The sequence below is a fragment of the Amnibacterium kyonggiense genome (assembly GCF_004364555.1).
In the GTDB taxonomy this organism is placed as follows: domain Bacteria; phylum Actinomycetota; class Actinomycetes; order Actinomycetales; family Microbacteriaceae; genus Amnibacterium; species Amnibacterium kyonggiense.
Genome location: NZ_SOAM01000001.1, coordinates 1028302 through 1053052 on the forward strand (window position 1 = coordinate 1028302; position 24751 = coordinate 1053052).

Consider the following 24751-nt stretch of genomic DNA (forward strand, 5'->3'; position numbering starts at 1 on the left):
CCGAGGCGTGTGACACCGTGGGGGCGTGGGTGCGGACGACGGCTGGCGGCGGGCGCTCGACGGCCTGCTCGGCGGCCGGCCCCAGCCGGAGGCGCCCGCGGCGACGACGCCGCTGGCCCTGCAGGTGCAGGTGCGGGAGCTGCTGCCCCGCACGGCGCACCGCTGGAACGGGCCGACGACCCGCGCGGCGACGGACGACTCGGTCGGCGGCCTCCGCCTCGGTGTGCGGCCCGTGGTGCGGACGGAGACGGGGTGGGCGCGCGGCGGCCTCACCTGGCAGTCCCTCCCGCACGTCCGCAACCGGCTGGACCTCGACCCGGTGCAGCACCGCTGGGCGTCCGAGCTCGGCGCTCTGTACCGCGCCGCCGTGCCCGCGGCGGCGGGCCAGGACCCGGACTGGCTCTTCCTCGACGAGGCGCCGAACCCGCTCGTCTGGGAGCTGCTGCGGCAGGGGGAGGCCCTCGGCGTCCCCCTGGTCGCGCCGGGCAGCGGCTCGGCGCGACTGGCGGGGGAGGCGACGCTCGCGCTCGACGCGGTCCGGGTGGCGGAGGGCTTCCGCGTCGCCCCGCGCCTCGCCGTCGACGGCGACGTCGTCCCGACCGAGGAGGCGCACGCCGTCGGCGACCACGGGGTCTGGGCGACGACCGGCTCGCCCGCCCACGTCGTGCTCGCCCCCTTCGCGACCCCGATCGATCCTGCGCTGCTCGCCCGCGACCCGCTCGTCGTCCCGCCCGAGGCGGCGGAGGAGCTCCGCAGCCGCTGGATCCCCGCCCTGCAGGCCCGCTTCGCCGTCGTGAGCAGCGATGCCTCCGTCCCGGTGCCTGCGGCCCGGCCGCCGCTCCTCGTGCTCACGATCCGCACCGCCGACGGCGGCCGCGCCGCGCTGACCTGGCGATGGGAACGCCGCCACACCGCGCTGCCCGCCGACACCGCCTCGATCGCCGCGGCCCTGCCGGCCGGCTGGTGGCCGGCGCGCGGCCTGCCCGCGCCCCGCGCCCTGACGGACGAGGAGGCGCTCGACTTCGCGGCGGAGTCGCTGCCCGCGCTCGAAGCGATCGAGGACGTCGCGGTCGAGCACGTCGGCGCCCCGCCGCCCGTCGTCGTGCAGGGCGAGCCGCTCATCGACGTGAAGGTCGCCCCGTCCGAGCGGACCGACTGGTTCGACCTCGGCGTCACCGTGACGGTCGACGGCCGCGACATCCCGTTCGGTCCGCTCTTCGCGGCGATCGCAGCGGGGAAGCGGCGGCTGAAGCTCGTCGACGGCACGTTCCTCTCCCTCGCGCACCCGCGGCTCCGCGCCCTCATCGACCTCGTGGAGGAGTCGGCCGAGATCCCCGAGTGGGCCTCCGGCTTCGCGATCCCGCGCGCGCGGGCCGTGCAGGGCGCGGACTTCGCGGACCTCGCGGATGCGACCGAGGAGGCCGTCGAGTGGCGCGCGCTGCGCGACGCGATCAGCGCCCCGCCCGCGTCGGTCCCCGCGCCCGCGGGCCTCCGCGCGGTGCTCCGGCCATACCAGCAGCAGGGGCTCGACTGGCTCGCATTCCTCTGGCGGCATGAGCTCGGCGGCGTGCTCGCCGACGACATGGGGCTCGGCAAGACCCTGCAGTGCCTCGCCCTGGCGCAGCAAGTCCGGGAGACCGAGGCGCGGAGCGGCGCGATCCTCGTGGTCGCTCCGACCTCCGTGGCGTCGAACTGGATCGCGGAGGCGGCCCGCTTCACCCCCGACCTCGACGTGCGCCGCGTCACCGATGCCGACGCTCCGAAGGCGCGGATCGCCGACCTGATCGCGGGCGCGGACGTCGTCGTCACCACCTATCCGCGCCTCCGCCTCGACGCGACGGCGTTCACGCGGCTCGCCGCGGAGGGCGCGTTCTCGGCCGTGCTGCTCGACGAGGCGCAGGCGGTGAAGAACGCCGCCGCGCGCACGCACCAGGTGGTCCGCGACCTCCGGATCCGCCGGACGGTCGCGGTGACGGGCACCCCGCTCGAGAACTCGCTCACCGAGCTGCACGCCCTCCTGGCGCTCACGGTGCCGGGTCTCTTCCCGTCGGTGCGCCGCTTCCGCGAGGAGTTCGTCCGGCCGATCGAGGGCCTCCGCGCCGGGTACACGGAGGGCGTCGGCGCGGGGAGCGCGCCGGAGGCGAACGCGCAGCACCGCGCGGAGCGCCTCGCCCGGCTGCGGCAGCGGATGCGGCCCTATGTTCTCCGCCGCACGAAGGAGCAGGTCGCGCCGGAGCTCCCGCCGCTCGAGGAGCAGGTGCTGACCGTCGACCTCGCGCCCGACCACCGCGCGCTCTACGACGTGACGCTGCAGCGGGAGCGCCGCAAGCTCTTCGGCCTGCTGCCGGACATGGACCGGAACCGGTTCATCGTCCTCCGGTCCCTGACGCTCCTCCGGCTGCTCGCGCTCGACGCCTCGCTCATCGACGACGAGCACGACGGGGTGCGGTCGTCCAAGCTCGACCTGCTCGCCGGCGAGCTCGCGGAGGCGCTCGCGGAGGGCCGCCGCGCGCTCGTGTTCAGCCAGTTCCCCTCCTACCTGCGGCTCGTCGGCGCGCGGCTCGAGCAGGAGGGCGTGCCGTGGACGCTGCTCGAGGGCTCGACCCGCGACCGCGACGCGGTGATCGAGCGCTTCCGCACGGGCGACGCGGCGGTGTTCCTCATCAGCCTGAAGGCCGGCGGATTCGGGCTGAACCTGACGGAGGCCGACCTCGTCTACCTCCTCGACCCCTGGTGGAACCCGGCCGCCGAGGCGCAGGCGATCGACCGCGCGCACCGCATCGGGCAGGACAAGCCGGTCACCGTGCGCCGCCTCGTCGCCGCGGGGACGATCGAGGAGAAGGTGCTCGCGCTGCAGCAGCGCAAGCAGGACCTCTTCGACGCGGTCGTCGACGACGGCGAGCCGTTCTCCCCGGCCCTCACCGCGGACGACGTGCGGGACCTCCTGTCCTGACCCCCGAACCCCCGATCTTGCTCACGCTTCGTGCCGCCTCAGGCGCGTCGAGGCGGCACGAAGCGTGAGCAAAGTGGGAGGAGGGGCGTGACAGGGTTGAGCCGGTGACGACGGCGGAGCGGGGACGGCTGCGCGTCGGGCTCCTCCTCGCCGGGATCGTGCTGCTGGCGTTCCAGCTGCGGAGCCCGCTGGTCGCGCTCGCGCCGGTCGCGGCGGAGGCGCAGCGCGGCTGGGCGATCACGCCCGCGGCGTTCGGCCTCCTGACCACCGTCCCGCTGCTCTGCTTCGGACTGGCGACGCCCCTCGCGCCGTGGCTCGCCCGGCGGATCGGCCTCGAGGGCGCGATCGAGGTGTGCATCGGCGGCATCGTCGTCGCGACCGTCCTCCGCTCGATCGACGGGTTCGGCGTCGCGATCGCCGCCGTGGTGCTGCTCGGCCTCGCGATCACGATCGGGAACGTCCTCGTGCCCGCGGTCATCCGCCGCGACGTCCCTCCTCGGGGCCGCGCCGCCGCGACGAGCGTCTACTCCGTCGCCATCAACGTCGGCACGGTGATCACCTCCGTCGTGACCGTGCCGCTCGCCGCGCTGCTCGGCTGGCGCGCCGCGGTCGCGGCGTGGAGCGTCGCGGGCGTGATCGCGGCCGCCGTCTGGCTCGTCCAGCTGCGCCTCGCGCGGTCCGACGCCCGGCTCGCGCCGCCGCTCGCCCCGGCCGAGCGGATGCCGTTCCGCCCCGACCTGCTGGCGGTCGTCATCGCCGTCACCTTCACCGCGCAGTCGGTCAGCTACTACGGCGTGACGACCTGGTTGCCGACGCTGCTCGCCGACGAGCGCGGGTACTCGCCCGCGGTGGCGGGCTCGGCTTCGGCGGTGTTCCAGCTCGGCGGCATCGCGGGCGCGATCGTCGTGCCCCTGCTGCGCCTCCGGTTCCGCCCCCGCACGGTGATCGCGCTGATCGGCGTGCTCTGGGTGAGCCTCCCCGTCGTCCTCCTGGTCGCGCCGGAGCACTTCGTGCTCGGCAGCATCACGGGCGGCATCGCGCAGGGCGGCGGCTTCACCGCGGTGTTCACGATCATCGCGGAGGTCGGCGGCGACGCCCGCCGCACCACCGCGCTGTCCGCGTTCGTGCAGACCTGCAGCTACCTCGTCGCGGCCGCCGCGCCGCCGGTGGTGGGCGCGCTCCACCAGCTCGCCGGCAACTGGACCGCGCCGATGCTGCTGATCCTGGGGTCGACCCTCGTGTTCCTCGTGGGCGGCGTGCTCGCCGCCACCTTCGCCGCCCGCCGCACCTAGGCGGCGAAGGTGCGGGAGCGGAGGAGCAGCGCGAGCGCCCAGTCCTGGTCGTTCGCGAGCGGATCGGGCGAGTGCGCCGGCACGCCGTCGACGGTGCTCGGGAGGACGAACGCGCAGGACGCGGACCCGTCGGCACCGAAGTCGGCGAGGTTCGCGCGCCAGATCGCCTCCGCCTCCGCGTCGAGCGCCGGGGTGCGGAGGCCGTCGGGGAGGCGCTCGAGCGCGATCGCGCTGAGCACCGACCAGTAGTGCGGGAAGGTGTCGCCCCACCGCCGCAGCGCACCGAACCAGTAGCCGTCCCAGTGCCGGATGCCGATCCGGTGCAGGCGGACGTGCGGCTGCGGGCCGCCGAAGGCGCGCATCCAGCGCAGGGCCTCCGTCATCGCGGCGAGGACGCGCGCGTCCGGCCGGCGCTCGTACGAGCGGGCGAAGAGGGTGACGAGCGGCGCGACCATCGACTGCTCGTAGTTCACCTCGTGCGCCGGCAGGCGCGTGCCGAGCGCCGCGAAGTGGTCCGCGCTCGCGTGGATCGCCGCCTCGAGGGCCTCGGCGCGCGACTGCTGCCCGTCGGCCGCGAGCAGGTCCGCGACGAGCAGCATCGCCTCCGGATGCCCGATCGACAGGTGCGCGCCCGCCCCGAGCGCCTCCGCGCGCTCGAGGACCCGTGCGGCGAGCTCCAGGTCCTCCGGCGACCCGTCGAGCACCGATTGCTCCGCGAACAGGTGCGCCAGTGCCGGAGCGTCGTACAGCCGCGTCGTCGGCCGCAGCGTGCTGCTGCCCGAGCGGGCCGTCCCGTCGGGCTCGATCAGGCGCTCCCGCGCGAAGCGCAGCCACTCGCGGAGCGCGTCGTCGGCCGCGCCGTCGCTCCAGCCGCGCTTGCGCGCCTCCTGCAGCAGCGCCGGCATGCCGACCCGTTCGGCGCCGTCCGACCAGTCGGGCCAGCCGCTCGCGAGCCGCGTGAGGCCGGTGGTCGCGTCGGCCGGCACGAACGCGGCCGCGTCGACGCCGCGCCGCTCGAAGCTGCGGTGCCGGCCGAGGATCGCGACGATCCGGGCCAGCACGAGCTCGCGGATCGGCGGATGCAGCAGCACGGCGGTCCTCGTGCCCGCGATGTCGACGTGGTGGACGCCGGGCTGCCGCGCTGTGAGGAGGGCGCCGTCCGCGTCGCGGCGGACCTCGAGCGCATCGACCGCCTCGACGTCCGCCGTGCCGGCGACGCGGATCGCCTCGCCGACCTCCGCCGCGACCCGGTCCACGGACCAGCCCGGAGCGACCGCGGCCTCCGCGCTCGCCGCGTCCGGCTCGATCGCGATCGTCCACGACAGCACGGTCTCGTCGCCCGGCGGGACCAGCAGCGCCCGCTGACCGCCGAACGCGGTCTCGTTGCGGGCGCCGTCCGTCGGCTGCAGCACGAGGTGCCCGCGGACGTTCGAGCCGGTGAACTCGTTGCGGGACTCGATCGAGTAGGCGCCGAGCCGCCCCTCCTCGAGCCGGAGGCGCAGCACCGGTCCGTCGCCGGACATCGGCACGGCGAGCAGCCAGCCGGTGCCGCCGCCGGTCCACACGTGCGCGTGGACGGCCTCGGCGAGCGAGATCTCCGCCGCGTCGTAGACGTCGTGGATCGGCACGACGACGCCGAGCGAGCCGATCCCGAGCAGCCGGTCGCCGCGGTTCGCGACGCGGTGGGTCTCGCGGAGCGCGCCGTCCTCGACGCGCCGCTCGATCGTCAGCGTCACGTCGGGCAGCAGCCGGTGCTCGGCGACGGAGCCGCTCGCGTCGACGCGCAGCCGCTCCGGGACGTTCCAGCGCGCCGAACCGCCGGTGGAGATCAGGAAGCCGCTGCCCCAGCGGTGCTCGTCGCTGTGCCAGCGCTCGTGCGCGGGATCGAGGAGGTACCGCAGCTCCGGACGCGCGTCGGCGACGATCGCCCGCGGTCCGCCGGACACCTCGTCGACGACGACGCGACCGCCCCGGATCGCCCACTCCCGCACGCGTCAGCCCTTCGCCGCCGCCTTGGCGGCCTGCTTGAAGGCGCGGACCTTCGTCAGCGACTCGGGGTCGACGATGTCGGCGACGGAGCGGTACCCGTCCTCGCCGTAGGCGCCCGCGGCCTCCCGCCACCCGGGCCCGTCGAACCGGTCGCGCTTGCCGAGCAGCGCGAGGAAGATGCGGGCCTTCTGGTCGCCGTAGCCGGGCAGCGCCCTCAAGCGCCGCACCACCTCCGCACCGTCGGGCGCGTCGCGGGTCCAGATCGCGCTCGCGTCGCCGCCCCAGTCCTCCTGCACGGCCGCGGCGAGGGCCTGCACGCGGCCGGCCATCGAGCCCGGGTAGCGGTGCACGGCGGGGGGCTGCTTGAACACGGCGGTGAGGTGCTCGGGGTCCTCCGCCGCCAGCGCGCCCGGGTCGATGCGGCCGAGGCGTTCGCGGATCTTCTCGGGCCCGGCGAACGCGGTCTCCATCGGCACCTGCTGGTCGAGCAGCATGCCGACGAGCAGGGCGAAGGGATCGGACGAGAGCAGCGCGTCGGCGGCGTCGTCGCCGGTGATGTGCAGCGGGGTGGTCATGCCCCGACCGTATCCACCTCCGCGGCGCGGGGGAGCCGGTCGGTCGCGACCCGGCGCAGCAGCAGCGCGCTGCCGAGCACGAGCGCGCCGCAGACGGCCATCGCCGCGCCCGGACCGAGGAGGGACCCGAGCGAACCGGCGAGCAGCGGCCCGACGCCCTGGAAGGTCATCATGCCGACCGAGAGGAGGCCGAAGCCGCTCGCCTGGCGGCCCTGCGGCAGCGCGTCGCGGAAGGCGCCCTGGCGGCCGAGCTCGTAGGCGAGGCCGACCGAGGCCGCGAAGAGCAGCAGGGTCGCGATCACCGGCGGCGGGGTCAGCGCGAGGAGCAGCAGCGGCGCCCCGGTCAGCAGCAGCAGCGGCAAGACGAGGCGCTCGCGCGTCGAGGGGAGGCAGAGGCGCCCGATGACGAGCTCGCCGATGAGCGCGCCGGCCGGCGGCCCGGCGATCAGCAGCGCGGTGAGCAGACCGCTCGCGTGCTGGGCGCCCGCGTACGCGACGGCCAGCGACTCCGCGCCGACGAACAGGCCGAGCGGCACCCACCAGAGCAGCAGGAGGTCGCGCAGCAGCCGCACCCGCAGCACCGACCGGTAGCCGCGCAGCGTCTCCGCGGGGTGCCAGCGCTCGCGCTCGGCGCGGAGGACGGGCAGCGACGGCAGGCCGACCGCGAGGACGACCGCGGCGACGCCCTGCAGTGCGGCGGCCACGAGCAGCGCCGGCGCAGGACCGAGCGCCTGCAGGGTCGCGCCGCCGATCGCGATCCCGACCAGCTGCGACAACATCGAGGTGATGGTGAAGAGCGAGCGGCCGAGCACGTAGCGGTCGCCGTCGAGCAGCCGCGAGACGAGCACGGACTGGCCGGTGCTGAAGAGCGGCTGCAGCAGCGCCGCGGCGGCGACGACCGCGAGGCCGCCGCCGAGGCCGAGCACGCCGGAGGCGAGGAGCGCCGCCGCGGCCAGCCGGATCAGCGCGCCGATCGGCAGCAGCACCCGGGGCGGGATGCGGTCCGCGAGGGACGGGAGGACGGCGCCGCCCACGACCTGCGGCAGGAAGCCGGCCGCGAAGGCGATCGACGACCAGGCCGGGGAGCGGGTCGTGTCGTAGACGGCGACCGAGAAGGCGAGCACCTGCAGCGAGGCGGCGACCATGGTCAATGTCGCGCCTGCGTAGATCGCGGGGTAGCCGCGGGAGGCGAAGACCTCGCGGTAGGCGGTGCGCTGCTCGGGCATGCGACGAGCGTCGCCCGTGCAGGCGGGGAGGCCGTACTGTTTCGCCCTGGAACGAAAGGTGATGCGGTGATCCGGATCGACGTCGGCCCGGCGGACGTCGCGGCCTCGCGCTTCGCGGTCACGCCGTCCTTCGAGCTGGCGGTCCTCGTCCGCACGCTCTTCGCCGCGGCTCCGGCCTCGGCGCTCGCGCGCCGCTTCGCGACCGGCTTCGCCCGCGTCCGGGACGACCCCGCCGTGCGGACGCTCGCGTACCTGAACGGCCCGCAGGTCGGCGCGTCGTTCTCCGTCCCGCCGCCTGCGGGCATGGGGCAGACGATCGAGGACGACCTCGCCGTGCTCCGCTCGGTCCCGGCCGAGGTCGTCGCGCGGGAGCTCGACGACATCCGGGCGCTCCGGCGCCCGTCGCCGGAGATCGCCGCGGTGCTGCGCGATGCGCGGTTCACGCACCTGCTCGCCGACGGGATGGCGCGCGCGTGGGACGCGCTGCTCGCGCCGAACTGGGCCCGGGTGCGCGCGGTGCTCGAGCGCGACGTGCGGTTCCGGGCGGAGCGGCTCAGCGAGGTCGGGTGGTCGGGCGCGCTCGTCGGCATGCACCCCGACATCGCCTGGACGGGCGACGCGATCACGATCGAGCGGCGCACGGCGGCGACGGAGGCGCTGCGCGGCCGGGGGCTGCTGCTCGTCCCCTCCGTCTTCATCGGCTCCGGTCTCGCCGCAACGGCCGAGGCGCCGTGGCAGCCGACGATCGTCTACCCGTGCCGCGGCGCGGGACTCGTCTTCGAGGACGCCGGCGTCCCGACCGACCCGCTCGCGCCGCTGCTCGGCCGGACGCGGGCCGGCCTGTTGCTGGCCCTCGCGGTCCCCTCCTCGACGACCCAGCTCGCGGCGCTCACGGGCGCGTCGACCGGCGCGACCGGCGACCACCTGAAGGTGCTGCTCGACGCCGGCCTCGTCGTCCGCTCCCGGCTCGCGCGGTCGGTCGTGTACGGCCGCACCCCGCTCGGCGACGCCCTCGCCGGGTCTTGACTGGAGCGCGCACGCCCCGTAGCGTCGCCGCCGTGCTGCTCTGAGACCGGTTCCGCGCCCGCTCGAGGCGTCGTCGAACCCGTCCGCAGCGCCTGTCCCTCCGGCCGCTGAACGGTGTGCGGCGACGGATGCCCGGCGGGCGATCCCTCCGCCACCGGAAGGCATCGCATGCCGCAGCAGACCCTCTCCCGCTCGACCGCTCAGCTCCGCGTCGACGGCGTCAGCCGCGTCTTCGGCGACCGCCGGGTGCTCACCGACGTCTCGCTCGTCCTCGGACCCGACGCCCGCGTCGGCCTGATCGGCGAGAACGGCGCCGGCAAGTCGACGCTCCTGCGCATCATCGCCGGGCTCGACGAGCCCGACGCCGGGTCGGTCGCCGTGCCCGCTCGAACCGAGCTGCTGCGGCAGGAGCTGCCCTACCCGTCCGAGGCGACCGTCGGCCGGGTCCTCGACGACGCCCTCGCCGCCTCGGCGCGGGCCGTCGCCGCCGTGGAGGACGCGTCCGCCGCCGTCGCCCGCGGCGAGCGCGGGGCGGACCGCCTGCTCGCCGATGCGCTCGAGGACGCCGAGGCGACGGACGCGTGGAGCGCCGGAGCCCGCCGCGGCGAGGTCGTCGCCGGGCTCGGGCTGGACGCGATCGACGACGAGCGGACGCTCGGCTCGCTGTCCGGCGGTCAGCGGTCGCGCGTCGCGATGGCGGCCCTGCTGCTGGCGCGGCCGACCGCGCTGCTGCTCGACGAGCCGACGAACCACCTCGACGACGACGCGGTCGCCTTCCTCGAGCGCACGCTCGCGGCGTGGCCCGGCCCGGTGCTCTTCGCGAGCCACGACCGCGCCTTCCTCGACGCGGTCGCGACGCGCGTCGTCGACCTCGACCCGGCGCCGCGGCCCTTCGCGGACGTGATCGCGGGCGACGACGCGGGCGGCGGGTACGGCCTCCGCTCCTCCCGCGGCGGCTACACGGCCCACCTCGCCGAACGGCGTGCCGAGCGCACCCGCTGGGAGCGCCGGTTCGCGGAGGAGCAGGAGGAGCTGAACGCCCTCCGGCAGGAGGTCGCCGTCACCGCCCGGCAGACGAACCGCAAGGACACCCCGAGGACGGAGGCGCGCGGAGCGAAGAAGTTCTACTCGGACAAGGACGCGAAGGTGACCAGCCGCCTCGTCCGGAACGCGCGGGTGCGGCTGGAGGCCCTCGAGCGCGAGCAGGTGCGCAAGCCGCCGCCGGAGCTGCGGTTCGGCGGCCTCCTCGGCCCGTCCGGGGCGCCCGGCGGCGGCCCGCTCGCCCTCCTGACCCGCGCGGCGGTGGAGGGCCGCCTCGCGCCGACGACGCTCGCCGTCGACCCGGGCGCGAAGCTGCTCGTGACCGGCCGGAACGGCGCGGGCAAGTCGACGCTGCTGCTCCTCCTCGACGGCCGGCTCGCGCCCACCGCCGGCACCGTGCAGCGGGCGCCGCGCCTCCGCTCCGCCCTGCTCGCGCAGGACGTCGTCGTCGAGGATCCAATGCAGACCGCGCGGGACGCGTACCGCGCGGCGCTGGGGGAGCGGCGCGCGGAGGCCGTGCCGCTCTCCGTCCTCGGGCTCGTCGCGGGCCGGGACGTCGATCGGCCGGTCGGGGCGCTCAGCGTCGGGCAGCAGCGTCGCCTCGCGCTGGCGATCGCGATCGCGGACCCGCCCGACCTCCTGCTGCTCGACGAGCCGACGAATCACCTGTCGCTCGCGCTCGCCGAGGAGCTCGAGGAGGCGCTCGACTCGTCCCCGGGCGCGGTGGTGCTCGCGAGTCACGACCGCTGGCTCCGGCGCCGCTGGTCGGGGCAGGTCCTCTCCCTGGGCTGATCGATCCTCCGTTGTGGAGGACGCGGCGTCCCACGAAACGGAGGATCGAGTGTGGCAGCCTCGGAGGCATGCATCTCGGCGTCGACAGCTTCGTCTCCGCGGTCGAGGACCCGCGCACCGGCCACGTCGTCGGGCCGGCGGAGCGGATGGCGCACCTCCTCGAGGAGATCGCCCTCGCGGACCGCGTCGGCCTGTACTCCTTCGGCATCGGGGAGCACCACCGCGCCGAGTACTACGACTCCGCGCCGCCCGTGATCCTCGCGGCGGCCGCCGCCCGGACCGAGCGGATCCGGCTCGGCAGCGCGGTGAAGGTGCTCTCCGCCGACGACCCGGTGCGCGTCTTCCAGCAGTTCGCGACGCTCGACCTCATCTCGGGCGGCCGCATCGACCTCGTCGTCGGCCGAGGCTCGTTCACGGAGGCGTTCCCGCTGTTCGGTCTCGACCTCGCGGACTACGACTCCCTGTTCGAGGAGAAGCTCGACCTCCTCCTGCGCCTCCGCGACTCGGTCGAGGTCACCTGGTCCGGCCGGCACCGCCCGCCCCTGCACCAGCAGGGCGTGTACCCGCGCCCGGTGCAGGACCCGCTCCCGATCTGGGTCGGCGTCGGCGGCACGCCGGAGTCCTTCGCGCGCGCCGGTCTGCTCGGCCTGCCGCTGATGGTCGCGATCATCGGCGGCGAGCCCCGGCAGTTCGCCCCGCTCATCGACCTCTACCGCCGCGCCGGGGCGCACGCCGGCCACGCGCCCGAGACGCTGCAGGTCGGCCTCCACGTGTTCGGCTTCGTCGCAGAGAGCACGGAGGCCGCCGCCGACACGATCTTCCCCGGCTGGCACCGCATGTTCACAGCGGTGTCGAAGGAGCGCGGCTTCGCCCCGCCCACCCGGGCCCAGTTCGACGCCACCTCGGGCCCGAACGGCGCCTTCTTCATGGGGGACCCGCAGACCGTCGCCGACAAGATCCGCCGGGTGGCGGAGCAGGTGGGCGGGGTCGACCGGCTCTCGCTCCAGATGACGAACCCGCTGCTCGCGCACGAGGACCTGCTGCGCGGCATCGAGCTGCTCGGCACCGAGGTCGCGCCGCTCGTCGCCGCCGTCTGACCCGCGCCTGAGCGCGGAGGTCGGCGCGGTGCGCTGAGATGGGTGCATGCCCGGAGAGAACCTCACCCGACTCGAGGCGGAGGAGCGCGCGGCGCTCGTCTCCGACGTCGAGTACGACCTCGCCCTCGACCTCACGCGCGGTCCGGACGTGTTCGGCTCCACGACGACGATCCGCTTCCGCGGCACCGAGGGCGCCGCGACGTTCGTCGACGCGCTGACCGTCGAGGTCGAGGCGATCCGGTTCAACGGGCGGGACCTCGACCCCGCCGTCGCGGACGGCGTCCGCATCGCGCTGCCGCCGCTCGCCGCGGAGAACGAGCTCACGGTCGTCGCGACGATGCGCTACTCGCGCTCGGGGGAGGGGCTGCACCGGTTCGTCGACCCCGCCGACGGCCGCGTCTACCTCTACACGCAGCTCGCGACGACGGACGCCCGCCGCGTCTTCGCCTGCTTCGAGCAGCCGGACGTGAAGGGGCGCTTCGCCGTCGAGGTGACGGCGCCCGACGGCTGGGACGTCCGATCGAACCAGCCGGTCGCGGCGCAGGAGCCGGTCGGCGACGGCGATCGCTGGTGGCGCTTCGACCGCACCCGGCCGCTCTCGACCTACCTCGTCGCCCTGATCGCCGGGCCGTACGTCGTGCACTCGAGCGAGCTGACCACCGCGGACGGCCGCACGATCCCGCTCGGCCTGCTGACCCGCGCCTCCCTCGCGGCGCACATCGATCCGGAGGAGTGGTTCGAGGTCACCCGCGGCGGCTTCGGCTTCTACGAGGACGCGTTCGGGATCCCGTTCCCGTTCGACGAGTACGACCAGGTGGCGGTGCCCGAGTACAACTGGGGCGCCATGGAGAACCCGGGCCTCGTCACGTTCAACGAGGTCTTCGTGTTCCGCTCCACGCCGACGGAGGCGCAGCGCGAGGAGCGGGCGATGGTCGTGCTGCACGAGCTCGCGCACATGTGGTTCGGCGACCTCGTGACGATGCGCTGGTGGGACGACACCTGGCTGAACGAGTCGTTCGCGACCTTCATGTCGTTCCTCGCCACAGCGGAGACGACCCGCTGGACGGACTCGTGGGCGACCTTCACGACGACGGAGAAGAACTGGGGCTACGAGCAGGACCAGCTGCCGTCGACGCACCCGATCACCGCGGACATCGCCTCCGTGGAGGACATCGCGGTGAACTTCGACGGCATCACGTACGCGAAGGGCGGCAGCGTCCTGAAGCAGCTCGTCGCGTACGTCGGGCGGCGCGAGTTCTTCGCGGGCGTCGCCGCGTACCTGACCGAGAACTCCTGGGGCAACGCGACGCTGGCCGACCTGCTCGCGCACGTCGCGGCCGCGAGCGGGCGGGACCTCGCGGCCTGGAGCGCCGAGTGGCTCGAGACCGCGGGCGTGAACACGCTGGTGCCGGAGATCGAGACCGATCCGAAGGGCGTGATCACCCGGTTCGTGATCGCCCAGGCGCCCGCGCTCGTCGGCGACCCGACCCTGCGCCCGCACCGGATCGCGATCGGCCTCTACGCGCCGGAGGGGGAGGACGGCGCCCTCGTCCGCGTCCAGCGCGAGGAGCTCGACGTGGTCGGCGAGCGGACCGAGGTGCCGGTCCTCGTCGGCCGGAAGCGGCCGGCGGTCGTCCTGCTGAACGACGACGACCTCGCCTACGCGAAGGTGCGGCTGGACCCGTCGTCGCTGGCCGTCGCCCAGCACGCGCTGTCCTCCGTGGCGGCGGCGCTGCCCCGGACCCTGCTCTGGAGCGCGATCTGGGACATGACCCGCGACGGCGAGGCGGCCCCGTCCGACTTCGTGCGCCTCGTGATCGACCACGTCGGCGCGGAGACCTCCCCGGCGCTCCGCGGGACCCTGCTCAAGCAGGTCGTCGTGGCGGCGGAGGAGTACGTCGACCCCGCGATCCGCGAGGCGACCCTCGAGTCCCTCGCGGACGGCCTCCTGCGGCTGCTCGCGGACGCGGCGCCGGCGTCCGACGCGCAGCTGCAGCTCGCGCGCGCGTTCGCCCGCGTCGCGCGGTCGCCCGAGCAGCTGGACCGGCTCGCGGACCTCGACGCCGGGGCGGCGGAGGGGCTGCCGCTCGACCCCGACCTGCGCTGGGACCTCCTCACGGGGCTCGTCGTCGGCGGCCGCGCTGGGGAGGAGGAGATCGCCGCGCTCCTCGCCGCCGACGACACGACGAGCGGGCACGAGAAGGCGCTGTTCGCCCGCGCGGCGATCCCGACCGCGGAGGCGAAGGCCGCGACGTGGTCGAGGATGTTCGACTCGGAGGAGCTCACGAACTCGCAGCTCGAGTCGACGGTCCACGGCTTCGTCCGGACGAACGACCCGACGCTGCTCGAGCCGTACGTCGCCCGGTACTTCGAGAGGGTCGAGTCCGTGTGGACCGCACGCTCGTTCGCGCTGGCGGAGCCGATCGCGCTCGGCGCCTACCCGCGACCGGTCGCGTCCGAGGCGCTCGCGACGGCGGCGCGCACCTGGCTCGAGGAGCACGCGGGGGCACCCGCCCCGCTGCGGCGCATCGTCTCGGAGAACCTGAGCCGCACGGACCGGGCGCTCGCCGCCCAGGCCCGCGACCGCGCCTGACGCGGTCGCGGGCCCCGGCGATCAGCCGGCGTCGGTGATCGTCGCCGTCCACGCGATGTCGCCGTGCGGGGTGACCGAGTAGGGCCCGCGCTTCGCCGGCCCGCCACCGATGCCCGTCGAGAACCTCCCCTTCACGTCGCAGTCGGACCCGCGCCCGATGGTGCCCTGGGCGGTCGCGATCTCGAGCCAGCCGGTGCCGCGGCAGGTGACCGAGATGTCGATGCCCTGCTTCGTGGCGGGCAGGGTGCCGACGACCTGGTTCCCGACGCCGCGGACCTGCGCGAGCACGCGCGGCCCGGCGCCGTCGGTGCCCTGGGTGCTCGGGAACGGCAGCAGCGTGTTCTCGGGCGAGTCCTTCGCGCCGGCGGGCGCCGGCACGATCAGGGCCGACCACGGGCGCGCGGTGACCGAGATCACCTGCGCCGTGATCGTCCGGGAGGACGGCGTGAAGTCGAACCAGTGCGCGATCGAGTTCATGCAGCCGGTGACGACGTGGCCGTCCACGTTCACCCGGATCGCCGCGGCGGAGGGCTTGCACACCAGGTAGACCCGGAGCCGCACGACGCCGTCGGGGATGGGAACGGTCTCCACGGCGCTCGTGCGCTCGCCACTCGCCCGGTAGACCGGTGTGGTGTCGCCGGTCAGGGCGTCCGGGTTCCGCAGGTCGCGCACCGCCGCGAGCGGGTCGAGAAGCGGCCCGGTCGAGACGGTCGGCGCCGGCTTCGCGATGATGAGCAGCGCCCACTCCGTCGCCTTCGGCACGGACACGGTGATCTCGTGCGTGCCGGCCGTGACGGGGATGCCGAAGTTCCCGCTCACGTCGCGGTCGCAGCCGCCGGACGACAGGCCACCGCTGTCGAGCTCGAGCGAGTAGTGCCCGTCGGGCGCGCAGTCGAGGTAGACCTGCATGCCGGAGACCGACGCGGGCACGTCGAAGGCGTGCGTCCCCGGTCCGGTGCCGCGGACCGTCAGCAGCGTCTGCACCGAGCGGGCGACGTAGTTCGGGTTCGCAGGATCGGTGACGCGGGAGAGCGGTGGGATCACGCGCGACTCCTCCGCCGGCTCCGACTCGTGGGTCAGGCGGAGGACGCCGACGGTCACCACGGCGAGCGCGATCGCCGTGACCAGGGACACCCACAGCTGCGGCTTCCCGAGCGCGGTGCGGACCGGCCGGTGCGGTCGTGCGGGTGCCGGCTCGACGTCGGCGAGCGCCTCGAGCTCGTTGCGGAGCGCGGCCGAGAAGACGGGGTCGAACTGCCTGGTGGTCATCGCGCTGCTCCTTCCTGGAGCGTGGGATCGGCGGCGTCGGCGGGATCGATGGGGTCGAGGAGGTCGAGCGGCGTGCCGAGCCGGCCGCGCAGCCGCTTCCTCGACCGGTGGAGGCGGACCCGGGCGGCGCCGGGGGAGATGCCGACCGCCGCGGCGGCCTCCGTCGGCGTGAAGCCCTCGATCGCGGTGAGCAGCAGCAGCGCCGCGTCCGGCTCGCCGAGCGCGCGCACGGCGCCGAGGAGCTGCTCGCGCGCGATGCGCTCCTCCGCGGTCTCCGCGGGGTCGGCCCGGTCGTGCGAGCGGGGGAGGCGGTCGATCGCGGCCCGGTAGCGGCGGAGGCCGCGGCCCGAGTTCCGCGCGAGGTTCGTGATGGTGACGAGCAGCCAGGGCAGCACGGAGCCGTCGACGATCGGCACCCCGTCGCGCTTCCGCCACAGCTCGAGGAACGCCGCGGCGACCACGTCCTCGGCGTCGTGCGCGGAGGCGACCAGGCGGAGGGCGTGGCGGAACGCCCGGTCGCGGTGCGCGTCGAAGAGCGCCGCGAACGCACGCCCGTCGCCCGAGCGGGCGCGGGACCAGAGCGCGGTCTCGTCGGTGATGGTCGTCATCATGCCCGGACATGTCCGCCCGGGCGGGGAGCGTTACACGCTCGCGGGAATCAGCTCAGCCGCTCGACGAGGGCGGCCCCGAGGTCGTCGCCCGACAGCCAGGCGGCCTCGATGCGGCTCTTCTCGCTCCAGCCGTCGCCGCAGAGGCCGATGCCGCCCGCGTCGAGCAGGAAGGTCCGGTCGCGCTGCTCGGTCGGGTGGGCGAAGGTCCAGCGCTGCGCGAGCGTCTCGACGGGCTCGAGCGGCACGCCGAGCACCCGGCGCATCGCGTCGACGACCTGCCCGACCACCGACGCCGGGTCCTCGAGGTGGGCGCTCGCGACCTCCGGCGTCGTGTGGGCGACGAGCACCGGCGCGCCGTCGCCCCGGCTGCGGCCGTCGTCCGCGAGCCAGCTGATCGGGAGGTCGGACACGAACGCGCCGTCGAACTCCGGCCACGTCCGCTCCGCGAAGCGCGCCGCGACGGCGATCGCCGGGGCGGAGCGCTGCTGCGCCGTCCGCATCAGGTCCGGGAGGCCGCCGAGCAGGCGCGCCGCCTGCGGCCCGGGCATCGCGAGCACGACCGCCCGCGCGGCCTCGCCGTCGACGTCGGGGCCCGGGCCGACCCGCTCGACCGTCCGCCGCTCGACGTCCAGCCCGGCGGCGAGGTCGTCGGCGAGGCTCCGCATGCCGCCCGGCGCCGCGAAGCGCATCGGCCCAGACTTCGCCTCGCCGAGCCCCTCGGGGCCCGCGACGCGGAAGGTGTCGGTCCACTCCCGCAGCAGCCCGCGACCGGTCCAGTCCTCGACGACCGCCCGGAAGCGGTCGTCCGACGCCGTGCAGTAGGGCGCGCCGAGGTCGACCTCGTGCCCGTCGAGGGTGCGCGCACCGAGGCGCCCGCCCGGCCGCCTGCCCCGGTCGAGCACGCGCACGGACAGCCCCGCGTCGGCGATGCGGCGGGCGCAGGCGAGTCCGCTGAGCCCGGCGCCGACCACGAGGACGTCGGCGCTCATGCGCCGCCCGTCGTCCGCGCGTTGTAGACCGTCTTGTCGGGCGTCGCGCCGTAGCGCTCGAACACGGCGACCGCCTCGTCGGTGAGCACGCCGACGCGCACCGACACGCCGCGCGCCTCGAGCTGCTCGGCCCAGTCGTCGCGCATCGGCCCCTCGTCGAAGCCGGTGAGCGCCTCGAGCTCCGGTCCGTCGCCCGCGACCACGAGGCCGCGGACGCCCGACCACAGCGTGGCGCCGTAGCACATGGCGCACGGGCGCCAGTTGACCCACAGCTCGAGCGGGTCCTCGAGCGAGCCGAGGTCCCAGGTGCCGAGCCGCGCCTGGGTCACCGAGATCGTGACGACCTCCGCGTGCAGGGAGGAGAGCCCGGAGGCGAGCACGAGGTTCACGCCCGCGGCGACGACCTCCCCGGTGCCGCGGTGCACGGTCAGCGCCGAGAACGGCCCGCCGGACCCCTCCGCGACGTTCCGCTCCGCGAGGCGGTTCAGGAGGCGCATCCGGCCCTCGTCCGTGCCGAGGTCGGACCGCGCCGCCTCCAGCTCCTCGTCGACCCAGAGGGGGAGCTCGCCCCCGAACGCGCGAATCGCCATGCCCCGATCCTTCCCTACGCCGGTTCGGGGTCGGCCCGATTCCGGGTCAGTCCGGCGTCATGCCGTGCGACCGGCAGGTCGTGCCGTCGGCCCAGACGTGCAGGTCGCCGTCGGCGGTCCGGCAGAGCACGGCGGCCCGCGGCGACGTGCTCGGCGACGGGGGGACGGGCGAGGGGCCCCGGTCCGCGACCTGCGGGCCGAAGCGCGCCTCCTCCGCGGCGCAGGCCTGCAGGGCGGACGCGGGCAGGTCCTTCGGGTCGGCCCGGACCGTCGCGGTCGACGCGCCGTGGTGGCAGACGACCGGGACGAGCGCGGAGGCGGGCCGCGCCCCCGACGCGGCCGACCCGCCGCTGCTCGTGCCCAGGACGCCGAGGGTCGGCCGGAGCAGCGCGAACCCGCCGGCGATCAGCACGACGGCGACGGACGCCTGCGCGATCCGCTGCGCGGTGCGGCGCCGGCGGTCGATCCGCTGCCGCACCCCGCGCTCGATCCGCCGCAGCTGCTCGTCGGTGGGGAGGCCGTCGCTCATCGCTCCTCCTCCAGGTCGCGCCGCAGCCGGGCGCGGGCGCGGCTCAGCCGGTTCCGCACCGCGCCCTCCGTGAGCCCGAGCCGCTCCGCCGCCTCCGCGTACGTGACGTCCTCCACGAGGCAGAGCCGGGCGACCTCCGCGTCCAGCGGCGGCAGCGCCGCGAACGCGCGGCGCAGGAGGTCCGCCACCTCGCCCCGGTCCTCGTCCACGTCGGCGAAGTGCGGCTCATGGGCTGCCGCCGTCTCGTGCGTCGTCCGCCGCAGCCGCGCACGCCGCCGGTTCGCCGCGAGGTGCTTCACCGTCACGATCAGCCACGGCAGTGCGGACTCCCCGACGAGGTGGATGCGTCCGCGCTTCCGCCAGAGCAGCAGGAAGGCGTCCTGCGCGACCTCCTCCGCGTCCGCCGCGGACTCCAGCCAGCGGTAGGCGACGGCGTACACCGGGCCGCTGTGCCGCCGCACGACCTCGCCGAACGCCGCCTGCGCCTGCCGACCCGTCCGCGCGAGCAGCTCGGCGTCGCTCAGCGGGTCGGGCACCGCCGCCTCCCGTCGATCGCTCGAACGGTCGGCATCCTGCCAGGCGGCCGGCGAGGAGGGGAGTGCCGTCGTCACGCCGACGTCGGCCGCGTCCGCCGCCGCACGACGCGCACCACGGCCAGCACGAGCGCGCCGAGGAGGCCGAGCGTCGCCGCCCAGGGCAGCACGAGGCCGAGTCCGACCGCGGTCGCCGCGGCGGCCTGCACGAGGGCCTGCGTCCCGGTGACGAGGCCGCCCACGAAGTCCGCGGGGCCCGTCCTCGGCGCCGCGACCGGCACGACGATCGAGATCGTCAGCGTGGCGAGGTCGACCTCGTCCGCGAGGGAGCGCTGCTGGGCGAGCAGCTGCTCGAGCGAGCCCTGCCGGTCGGTCAGCGTGCTCTCGATCTGCACGAGATCCGAGCTCGAGGTCGCCCTCGCCAGCAGCGTCCGCAGCCGGTCGATCGAGGTGCGGAGGTTCGCGATCCGCACCGCGTAGTCGGTGACCTGCGCGGTCACGTCGGTCGCGCGCACCGAGACGTCGCGCACGTCGCCCTCCCGCTCGATCGCAGCGAGCGTGCGCGGGAATGCCGCGGCCGGGATGCGGACGACGAGGTCGGCGGTGGGGCGCTCGGCGGGGTCCTCCGAGCTCCGGTCGACGTGCCCGCCGGCCGCGTCGACGAGGCCGGTGATCCGGCCGGCCACCGCGACGGGGTCGTCGGCGGCGAGGCGCAGCGTGCCCGTCGTGACGACCGAGCGGTCGACCGCCTTCGCGTCCGCCTCCGCGGTCATCGGCTTCGACGCGGAGGACCCCGCGGCGCTGCCCCCGCCGGCGCTGCTCGCGGTCGAGCCGCCGGACGCGGTGCAGCCGGCGAGGGAGGCGGTGGCGACGGCCGCGACGACGGCGGCGGTCAGGATCCTGGTGCGCACACCCCGTCATGTGCGCACACCCTCCCTCCCTCTCATTTCACGGATCAGGACGAATCGGCCGACACGCCGCGTCCGACGGCGTCCTGTGCGGCGTGTCGGCGTCTGCGTCCTGATCCGTGAAATTTCAAGCGGCGGGGAGGGCCTGCTCCAGGTCGTCCCAGAGGTCGTCCGGGTCCTCGAGCCCGACGGAGAGCCGGACGAGGCCCTCCGGGATCGTCGGCGCCTCCGCGGCCCAGCGCCGACGGCGCTCGAGCGTCGACTCGACGCCCCCGAGGCTCGTCGCCGCCCGCCACAGCCGCACGCCGTGGACGAGCGCGTCCGCGGCCTCCGCGTCCGCGAGCACGACGCTGACGATCGAGCCGAAGCCCGGGTACCGGGTCTCGTGGACGCCGGGATGCCCCTCCAACCGGCGGACGAGCCGCTGCGCCGTCGCCTGCGCGCGCTCGAGCCGCACCGGCAGCGTGCGGAGGCCGCGGAGGGCGAGGAACGCCTCGAACGCCGACGGCACCGCGCCGCCGAGCGTCCGCGACCCGGTGACCCGCGTCGCGAGCTCCTCGGACGCGGTCACGACAGCGCCCATCAGCAGGTCGCTGTGGCCGGCGAGGCCCTTCGTGACGGAGTGGACGACGAGGTCGGCGCCGTGCTCGAGCGGCCGCTGCAGCAGCGGCGTCGCGAACGTGTTGTCGACGGCGACGAGCGCGCCCACCGCGTGCGCGCCCCGCACCACCGCCGCGATGTCCGCGAGCTCGAGCGCCGGGTTCGTCGGCGACTCGAGCCAGACGAGCGCCGCGCCCCGGGCCGCCTCGGCGACCGCCGCCGTGTCCGTGACGTCGACGAGGACGGTGCGCACGAGCCCGCGCTCCTCCAGCTCCCGCAGCCGCCCGATCGTGCCGGTGTAGGAGTGCCGGGCGGCGACGACCGTGCCACCCGTCGGCACGAGGTCGAGCACCGCGGCGATCGCCGCCATGCCGGAGGCGAAGGCGATGCACCGGCCGCCCTCGAGGTCGCCCAGCGCGTCCTCGAACGCCGTCCAGGAGGGGTTCGCGTACCGCCCGTACTCGAGGTCGCCGAACGAGCCGTAGGTCGACGCGAGCACGACCGGCGCGTTCAGCGGCGCGTCCGGCCCGGCGGGCGGCCGCCCCGTCGTGACGGCACGGGTCGAGAAGTGGAGGGGGCGATCGGCCATGCGGCAATCCTGCCGCGGCGAGCGCCGACTCAGTCCTCGCCCTCCACGACCTGCGCGAGCTGCAGGAGGTTGCCGACCGTGTCGTCGAGGACCGCGATGATCACCGGGCCCATGTCGGTCGGCGGCATCGTGAACCGCACGCCGCGCGCGACCAGCCGGTCGTGCTCGGCCCGCACGTCGCCGACGCCGAGCTGCAGGAACGGGATGCCGTCGCCGGCGATCGCCGCGGTGAAGGCCGGGACGGCCGGATGGTTCTTCGGCTCGAGGGACAGCTGCACGCCATCGGGCGCCTCCGGCGACACGACCGTGAGCCACCGGAACTCGCCGAGCGGCACGTCCGCCGCGAGGACGAACCCGAGCGTCCCCGTGTAGAACTCGAGGGCACGCTGCTGGTCGTCGACGAACACGCTCACGGTCTGCACTCGCATCGTCCCAGCGTGCCGGAGGAGGAGCGCGCTGCATAGGCTTCCCGCATGGGCCGGCCGATCGACGAGTCGCCGCTCGCGCCCCTCGTCCGGTTCTCCGCCGCCACCAACCTCGGGATCGCCGGTCGCGTCTTCCGCGACGTGCCCGCCGCGACCCTGCCGCTGCTGCGCGGCTTCGGCGGTCGCGAGGCCGCGTCGGGGACGGCCCTGACGACGGAGCGGACCGCCGGCCGCATCGACTGGGCTCGGCGCTGGATGCCCGCGACCGCCGCGGGCGCCGAGGCGCTCGGCGAGCGCGTGCGCGGGCTCCGCATCGGCGTCTCGATGGTGCTCGAGCCGAAGACCGCGGTGCTCGCCCTCCTGCTGCTGGAGGCCGGGGCCGAGGTCGACGTGTTCGCCTTCGCCGCCGAGACGGACGACGCGGTCGCGGAGGACCTCGCCGCCCGCGGCGTCGCGGTGCACGCCGCCGCGTCGGCGTCGCCCGCGCAGGAGCGGGCGCACGCGCTCGCCCTCCTCGACCGGCGGCCGCGGCTGCTCGTCGACGACGGCGCGCACGTCATCCGGCTCGCGCACGCCGCAGGCCCCGACGTGGTCGCGGGCCTGCTCGGCGCGACGGAGGAGACGACGAGCGGCGTCACCCCGCTCCGCGCCATGGAGGCCGACGATGCGCTCCGCATCCCGGTGGTCGCGGCGAACGACGCGGTCACGAAGACCTGGTTCGACAACCGCCACGGCACCGGCGAGACCTGCGTGCTCGCGATCGCGCGGGCGCTCGACGACGACCTGTCGGGCACCCGGGCCGTCGTCGTCGGCTTCGGCCCGGTCGGCGAAGGCGTCGCGGAGCGCCTCCGCGTCCTCGGCGCCGCCGTGGTGGTCGTCGACGTCGACCCGCGCCGCGAGCTCGCCGCGCGGTTCGCCGGCTACGACACCGCTCCGCTCCTCGGCGCGGTCGCGGACGCCGACCTGGTCGTGTCCGCGACCGGGGCCCCGCGCACTCTCGACGGTCCCGCGCTCGCCGCGTGCCGGGAGGACGCGGTGATCGCCGTCGCGGGCGGAGCGCCGGAGGAGGTCCTGCCGCCCGCGGGCACCCGGGCGGAGCGTCTCGGCCCGCACGTCGAGCGCCTCCGGCTGCCCGGCGGGGGAGCCGTCCGCCTGCTCGCGGGCGGCGACTGCGTGAACATCGTCGCGGGCGAGGGCAACCCGATCGACGTGATGGACCTGTCGTTCGCCGTGCAGCTCGCGTCGATCCGCCTGCTCCTCGACGGCGGCCTCGCGCCCGGCGTGCATGCCCTGCCCGAGGGCGCCGACCGCGCCGTCGCCGGGAGCGCGCTCGGGCGGGACCGCCGAGTCGGGGACGACCTCGCGCGGGTCGACTGGCGCAGGACGCGGTTCGATCTGTTGTAGAACACGTCGACGAATCTGTACTCGACCACTGTCAGTGGTCCTCGTTAGCGTGTTCGCATGAGGATGGACGGCGTCGGAGGCGGAGCCGGTCGCGGCACCGCGGCCGCGGTCGACCCGTGGGCGGTGCTGCCCGACTCCGTCCGGATCCTCCGGCGGGAGGACGGCGCGCGGTTCGCGCGGGTGGCGGCGCGCATCTGGATCGGCGGGGACCGCTCGATCCCCGAGCTGATGATCCAGCGCCTGGACGCTGAGCCGCGGGTGGGAGCGGGCGACCACCACGCGGATCTGCGCGGGCTGGATCTGGAGTCCCTCGCCTGGGCGCTCGAGGCCGCGGCGGTGGCTGGAATGGACGCGCGCTGGCGGCTGACCGTCGACGCCGTCGAGCGCTGGCGCTTCAGCGACGAGGAGCTCGTCGGCCTCCCGCTCGCGCCGAACGCGCAGCCCGACCCGGATCCGGTGTTCGACGCGCTCGCGAAGGTCGCCGAGGAGCAGCACTTCTCGAACCGCGCCGACGTCCGGCGGGTGAACGCGGCCGTCGCCGCCTGGCGGATCGCGCGCACCGAGGAGGACCCTGGAGCGGCGAACACCCCGTACCAGAACGGGTTCTTCCAGGACCTCGGCCTGCAGCTCGGCGTCGCCGGCATGACCGCGAAGTCGCTCGTCCACACCGCGGAGCGGATCGAGCGCGACCTCCCGGGGATCTGGGCGAGGTTCCTCGAGGCCGCGCACCCGTGGCGCGCGATGCAGCACGTGCGCACCGCGATCGAGGACCTGCGCGACGACGTCCTGCCGCGGTTCGACGAGGCGGCCGTGGACCTGCTCGCGACGACGCCGGTGCCCAAGCTGCCCGACGCGCTGCGCCGGCTCGCGGAGCGCCTGCAGGCGCGGACCGCGGACGACCGGCACGACGCCGCGATGCGTCGCCGCTCGGTGACGATCGATCCGGCTGCCGACGGCATGGGCTGGCTGCACGCGTACCTGCCGATGGAGGCGCTCGCGGGTCTCGACCACCAGCTCACGAAGGCCGCGATCGCCGCCCGCAGGAGCGCCGACGCGCCGGTCGGGATCGGCGCCCTGCGCGCGGACATCCTGCAGGACGGCCTCATCGACGCGCTCTCCCGGGACGAGACCCGGTCCGACGCGCTCGTCCCGGCTCGCCGGGGTGTCAAGGCTCGGGTGACGGTGACGATCCCGGCGATGTCGGTGCTCGGTCACTCCACGGCGCCGGCCACCCTGCTCGGCTACGGCCCGATCGGCCTCCGCACCGCCGCGCGCCTCGCCGGCGAGGCGACCTGCTGGGTGCGGGTGCTGACGGACCCCTTCACCGGCGCGGCGCTCGACCTCGGACGGCGCAGCTACCGGCCGACGGCCGACATGCGCGCGATGCTCCGGGTCCTCGACGGCGGCGGACGCGGTCCCGGCTGCCCCCGCGGGCCGGAGGACGTCGAGGTCGACCACAACCGCCCCTTCAACCAGGACGGCGAGCGGGGCGGGACCCGGATCGACAACCTGATGCTCCTGTCCCGCTTCGACCACGACCTCAAGACGGCGGGCGAGACGCAGGTGAAGCTCCTCCGGGACCGGACCGGCATCTTCACGACGCGGGCGGGCAACCGCTACGTCACGAGACCGCCGGATCCGCTCGAACCGACGCCCGTCCCACCGGAGCTCGTCGATCCGGACGACTGCCCGTTCTGACCGGCTCGCGCCCGCTCCCTAG

At 75.5% G+C, this 24751-nt stretch carries 20 protein-coding genes; 8 read left to right on the forward strand and 12 right to left on the reverse strand.

The features are described from left to right. The first annotated feature begins 25 nt into the window (after positions 1 to 25). Positions 26 to 2953: a DEAD/DEAH box helicase gene (locus tag CLV52_RS05345; RefSeq protein ID WP_133765229.1), complete on the forward strand. Its 2928-nt coding sequence runs from the start codon at positions 26 to 28 to the stop codon at positions 2951 to 2953. Between the two features lie 104 nt (positions 2954 to 3057). Then, entirely contained in the window at positions 3058 to 4245 is a 1188-nt protein-coding gene (locus CLV52_RS05350; RefSeq protein ID WP_133765230.1) for an MFS transporter, read from the forward strand. Here the strand turns inward: CLV52_RS05350 and CLV52_RS05355 are convergent. The 3 genes from CLV52_RS05355 to CLV52_RS05365 are packed head-to-tail and all read right to left on the reverse strand — an operon-like array spanning position 4242 to position 8035. Beyond that, positions 4242 to 6236, reverse strand: coding sequence for a hypothetical protein (locus CLV52_RS05355; RefSeq protein ID WP_133765231.1), 1995 nt, complete (start codon positions 6234 to 6236; stop codon positions 4242 to 4244). The genes CLV52_RS05350 and CLV52_RS05355 overlap by 4 nt on opposite strands. 3 nt (positions 6237 to 6239) lie before the next feature. Beyond that, positions 6240 to 6809, reverse strand: a complete 570-nt coding sequence (locus tag CLV52_RS05360) for an HhH-GPD-type base excision DNA repair protein (protein ID WP_133765232.1) — start codon at positions 6807 to 6809, stop codon at positions 6240 to 6242. Further along, complete coding sequence (locus CLV52_RS05365; RefSeq protein WP_133765233.1) at positions 6806 to 8035, reverse strand: MFS transporter; 1230 nt, start codon at positions 8033 to 8035, stop codon at positions 6806 to 6808. Before CLV52_RS05365 ends, CLV52_RS05360 begins: the two co-directional genes overlap by 4 nt. Before the next feature lie 66 nt (positions 8036 to 8101). Between CLV52_RS05365 and CLV52_RS05370 the strand changes: the two genes are divergently transcribed. From CLV52_RS05370 to pepN, 4 genes are all read left to right on the forward strand, one after another. Further along, positions 8102 to 9061, forward strand: coding sequence for a DUF5937 family protein (locus CLV52_RS05370; RefSeq protein ID WP_133765234.1), 960 nt, complete (start codon positions 8102 to 8104; stop codon positions 9059 to 9061). A 168-nt stretch (positions 9062 to 9229) separates the two neighbouring features. Continuing rightward, a complete protein-coding gene (locus tag CLV52_RS05375) occupies positions 9230 to 10894 on the forward strand; it encodes an ABC-F family ATP-binding cassette domain-containing protein (RefSeq protein ID WP_133765235.1) in 1665 nt (554 codons plus the stop codon). A 68-nt stretch (positions 10895 to 10962) separates the two neighbouring features. After that, entirely contained in the window at positions 10963 to 11991 is a 1029-nt protein-coding gene (locus CLV52_RS05380; RefSeq protein ID WP_133765236.1) for an Atu2307/SP_0267 family LLM class monooxygenase, read from the forward strand. Positions 11992 to 12037: 46 nt separating this feature from the next. Next, complete coding sequence (pepN, locus tag CLV52_RS05385; RefSeq protein ID WP_133765237.1) at positions 12038 to 14584, forward strand: aminopeptidase N; 2547 nt, start codon at positions 12038 to 12040, stop codon at positions 14582 to 14584. A gap of 21 nt (positions 14585 to 14605) precedes the next feature. Here the strand turns inward: pepN and CLV52_RS05390 are convergent, their stop codons facing one another. The 9 genes from CLV52_RS05390 to CLV52_RS05430 all read right to left on the reverse strand — a co-directional run bounded on the left by CLV52_RS05390 (position 14606) and on the right by CLV52_RS05430 (position 21630). Continuing rightward, positions 14606 to 15853 (reverse strand): hypothetical protein, encoded by a 1248-nt coding sequence (locus CLV52_RS05390; protein WP_133765238.1) that lies wholly within the window; start codon positions 15851 to 15853, stop codon positions 14606 to 14608. Further along, positions 15850 to 16461 carry an RNA polymerase sigma factor gene (locus tag CLV52_RS05395; RefSeq protein WP_162850721.1) on the reverse strand — a complete coding sequence of 204 codons (612 nt, stop codon included), beginning with the start codon at positions 16459 to 16461 and terminating at the stop codon, positions 15850 to 15852. Before CLV52_RS05395 ends, CLV52_RS05390 begins: the two co-directional genes overlap by 4 nt. A gap of 50 nt (positions 16462 to 16511) precedes the next feature. Beyond that, positions 16512 to 17453, reverse strand: coding sequence for an NAD(P)/FAD-dependent oxidoreductase (locus CLV52_RS05400; RefSeq protein ID WP_133765240.1), 942 nt, complete (start codon positions 17451 to 17453; stop codon positions 16512 to 16514). Next, a complete protein-coding gene (locus CLV52_RS05405; RefSeq protein WP_133765241.1) occupies positions 17450 to 18043 on the reverse strand; it encodes a nucleoside deaminase in 594 nt (197 codons plus the stop codon). Before CLV52_RS05405 ends, CLV52_RS05400 begins: the two co-directional genes overlap by 4 nt. Positions 18044 to 18089: 46 nt before the next feature. After that, positions 18090 to 18572, reverse strand: coding sequence for a hypothetical protein (locus CLV52_RS05410; protein WP_133765242.1), 483 nt, complete (start codon positions 18570 to 18572; stop codon positions 18090 to 18092). Beyond that, positions 18569 to 19108: an RNA polymerase sigma factor gene (locus CLV52_RS05415; RefSeq protein ID WP_162850722.1), complete on the reverse strand. Its 540-nt coding sequence runs from the start codon at positions 19106 to 19108 to the stop codon at positions 18569 to 18571. The genes CLV52_RS05410 and CLV52_RS05415 overlap by 4 nt, the downstream gene beginning before the upstream one ends. A 71-nt stretch (positions 19109 to 19179) precedes the next feature. After that, a complete protein-coding gene (locus CLV52_RS05420) occupies positions 19180 to 20016 on the reverse strand; it encodes a DUF4349 domain-containing protein (protein ID WP_133765243.1) in 837 nt (278 codons plus the stop codon). Between the two features lie 124 nt (positions 20017 to 20140). Further along, positions 20141 to 21202, reverse strand: a complete 1062-nt coding sequence (locus CLV52_RS05425; RefSeq protein ID WP_133765244.1) for a trans-sulfuration enzyme family protein — start codon at positions 21200 to 21202, stop codon at positions 20141 to 20143. Positions 21203 to 21231: 29 nt separating this feature from the next. Continuing rightward, the gene (locus tag CLV52_RS05430; protein WP_133765245.1) at positions 21232 to 21630 is read right to left on the reverse strand and encodes a VOC family protein; all 399 of its coding nucleotides are present in this window, start codon (positions 21628 to 21630) and stop codon (positions 21232 to 21234) included. A gap of 45 nt (positions 21631 to 21675) precedes the next feature. Between CLV52_RS05430 and CLV52_RS05435 the strand changes: the two genes are divergently transcribed. Then, the gene (locus CLV52_RS05435) at positions 21676 to 23031 is read left to right on the forward strand and encodes an adenosylhomocysteinase (protein WP_133765246.1); all 1356 of its coding nucleotides are present in this window, start codon (positions 21676 to 21678) and stop codon (positions 23029 to 23031) included. A gap of 57 nt (positions 23032 to 23088) precedes the next feature. Then, a complete protein-coding gene (locus CLV52_RS05440) occupies positions 23089 to 24729 on the forward strand; it encodes an HNH endonuclease signature motif containing protein (RefSeq protein ID WP_133765247.1) in 1641 nt (546 codons plus the stop codon). Positions 24730 to 24751: the final 22 nt, after the last annotated feature.

Excerpts from the sequence above, each read along its gene's own strand:
- CLV52_RS05360 (WP_133765232.1), bottom strand. The coding sequence starts at position 6,809 with ATGACCACCCCGCTGCACATCACCGGCGACGACGCCGCCGACGCGCTG.
- CLV52_RS05365 (WP_133765233.1), bottom strand. The coding sequence starts at position 8,035 with ATGCCCGAGCAGCGCACCGCCTACCGCGAGGTCTTCGCCTCCCGCGGC.
- CLV52_RS05375 (WP_133765235.1), top strand. The coding sequence starts at position 9,230 with ATGCCGCAGCAGACCCTCTCCCGCTCGACCGCTCAGCTCCGCGTCGAC.
- CLV52_RS05380 (WP_133765236.1), top strand. The coding sequence starts at position 10,963 with ATGCATCTCGGCGTCGACAGCTTCGTCTCCGCGGTCGAGGACCCGCGC.
- pepN (WP_133765237.1), top strand. The coding sequence starts at position 12,038 with ATGCCCGGAGAGAACCTCACCCGACTCGAGGCGGAGGAGCGCGCGGCG.
- CLV52_RS05390 (WP_133765238.1), bottom strand. The coding sequence starts at position 15,853 with ATGACCACCAGGCAGTTCGACCCCGTCTTCTCGGCCGCGCTCCGCAAC.
- CLV52_RS05395 (WP_162850721.1), bottom strand. The coding sequence starts at position 16,461 with ATGACGACCATCACCGACGAGACCGCGCTCTGGTCCCGCGCCCGCTCG.
- CLV52_RS05400 (WP_133765240.1), bottom strand. The coding sequence starts at position 17,453 with ATGAGCGCCGACGTCCTCGTGGTCGGCGCCGGGCTCAGCGGACTCGCC.
- CLV52_RS05405 (WP_133765241.1), bottom strand. The coding sequence starts at position 18,043 with ATGGCGATTCGCGCGTTCGGGGGCGAGCTCCCCCTCTGGGTCGACGAG.
- CLV52_RS05410 (WP_133765242.1), bottom strand. The coding sequence starts at position 18,572 with ATGAGCGACGGCCTCCCCACCGACGAGCAGCTGCGGCGGATCGAGCGC.
- CLV52_RS05425 (WP_133765244.1), bottom strand. The coding sequence starts at position 21,202 with ATGGCCGATCGCCCCCTCCACTTCTCGACCCGTGCCGTCACGACGGGG.
- CLV52_RS05430 (WP_133765245.1), bottom strand. The coding sequence starts at position 21,630 with ATGCGAGTGCAGACCGTGAGCGTGTTCGTCGACGACCAGCAGCGTGCC.
- CLV52_RS05435 (WP_133765246.1), top strand. The coding sequence starts at position 21,676 with ATGGGCCGGCCGATCGACGAGTCGCCGCTCGCGCCCCTCGTCCGGTTC.
- CLV52_RS05440 (WP_133765247.1), top strand. The coding sequence starts at position 23,089 with ATGAGGATGGACGGCGTCGGAGGCGGAGCCGGTCGCGGCACCGCGGCC.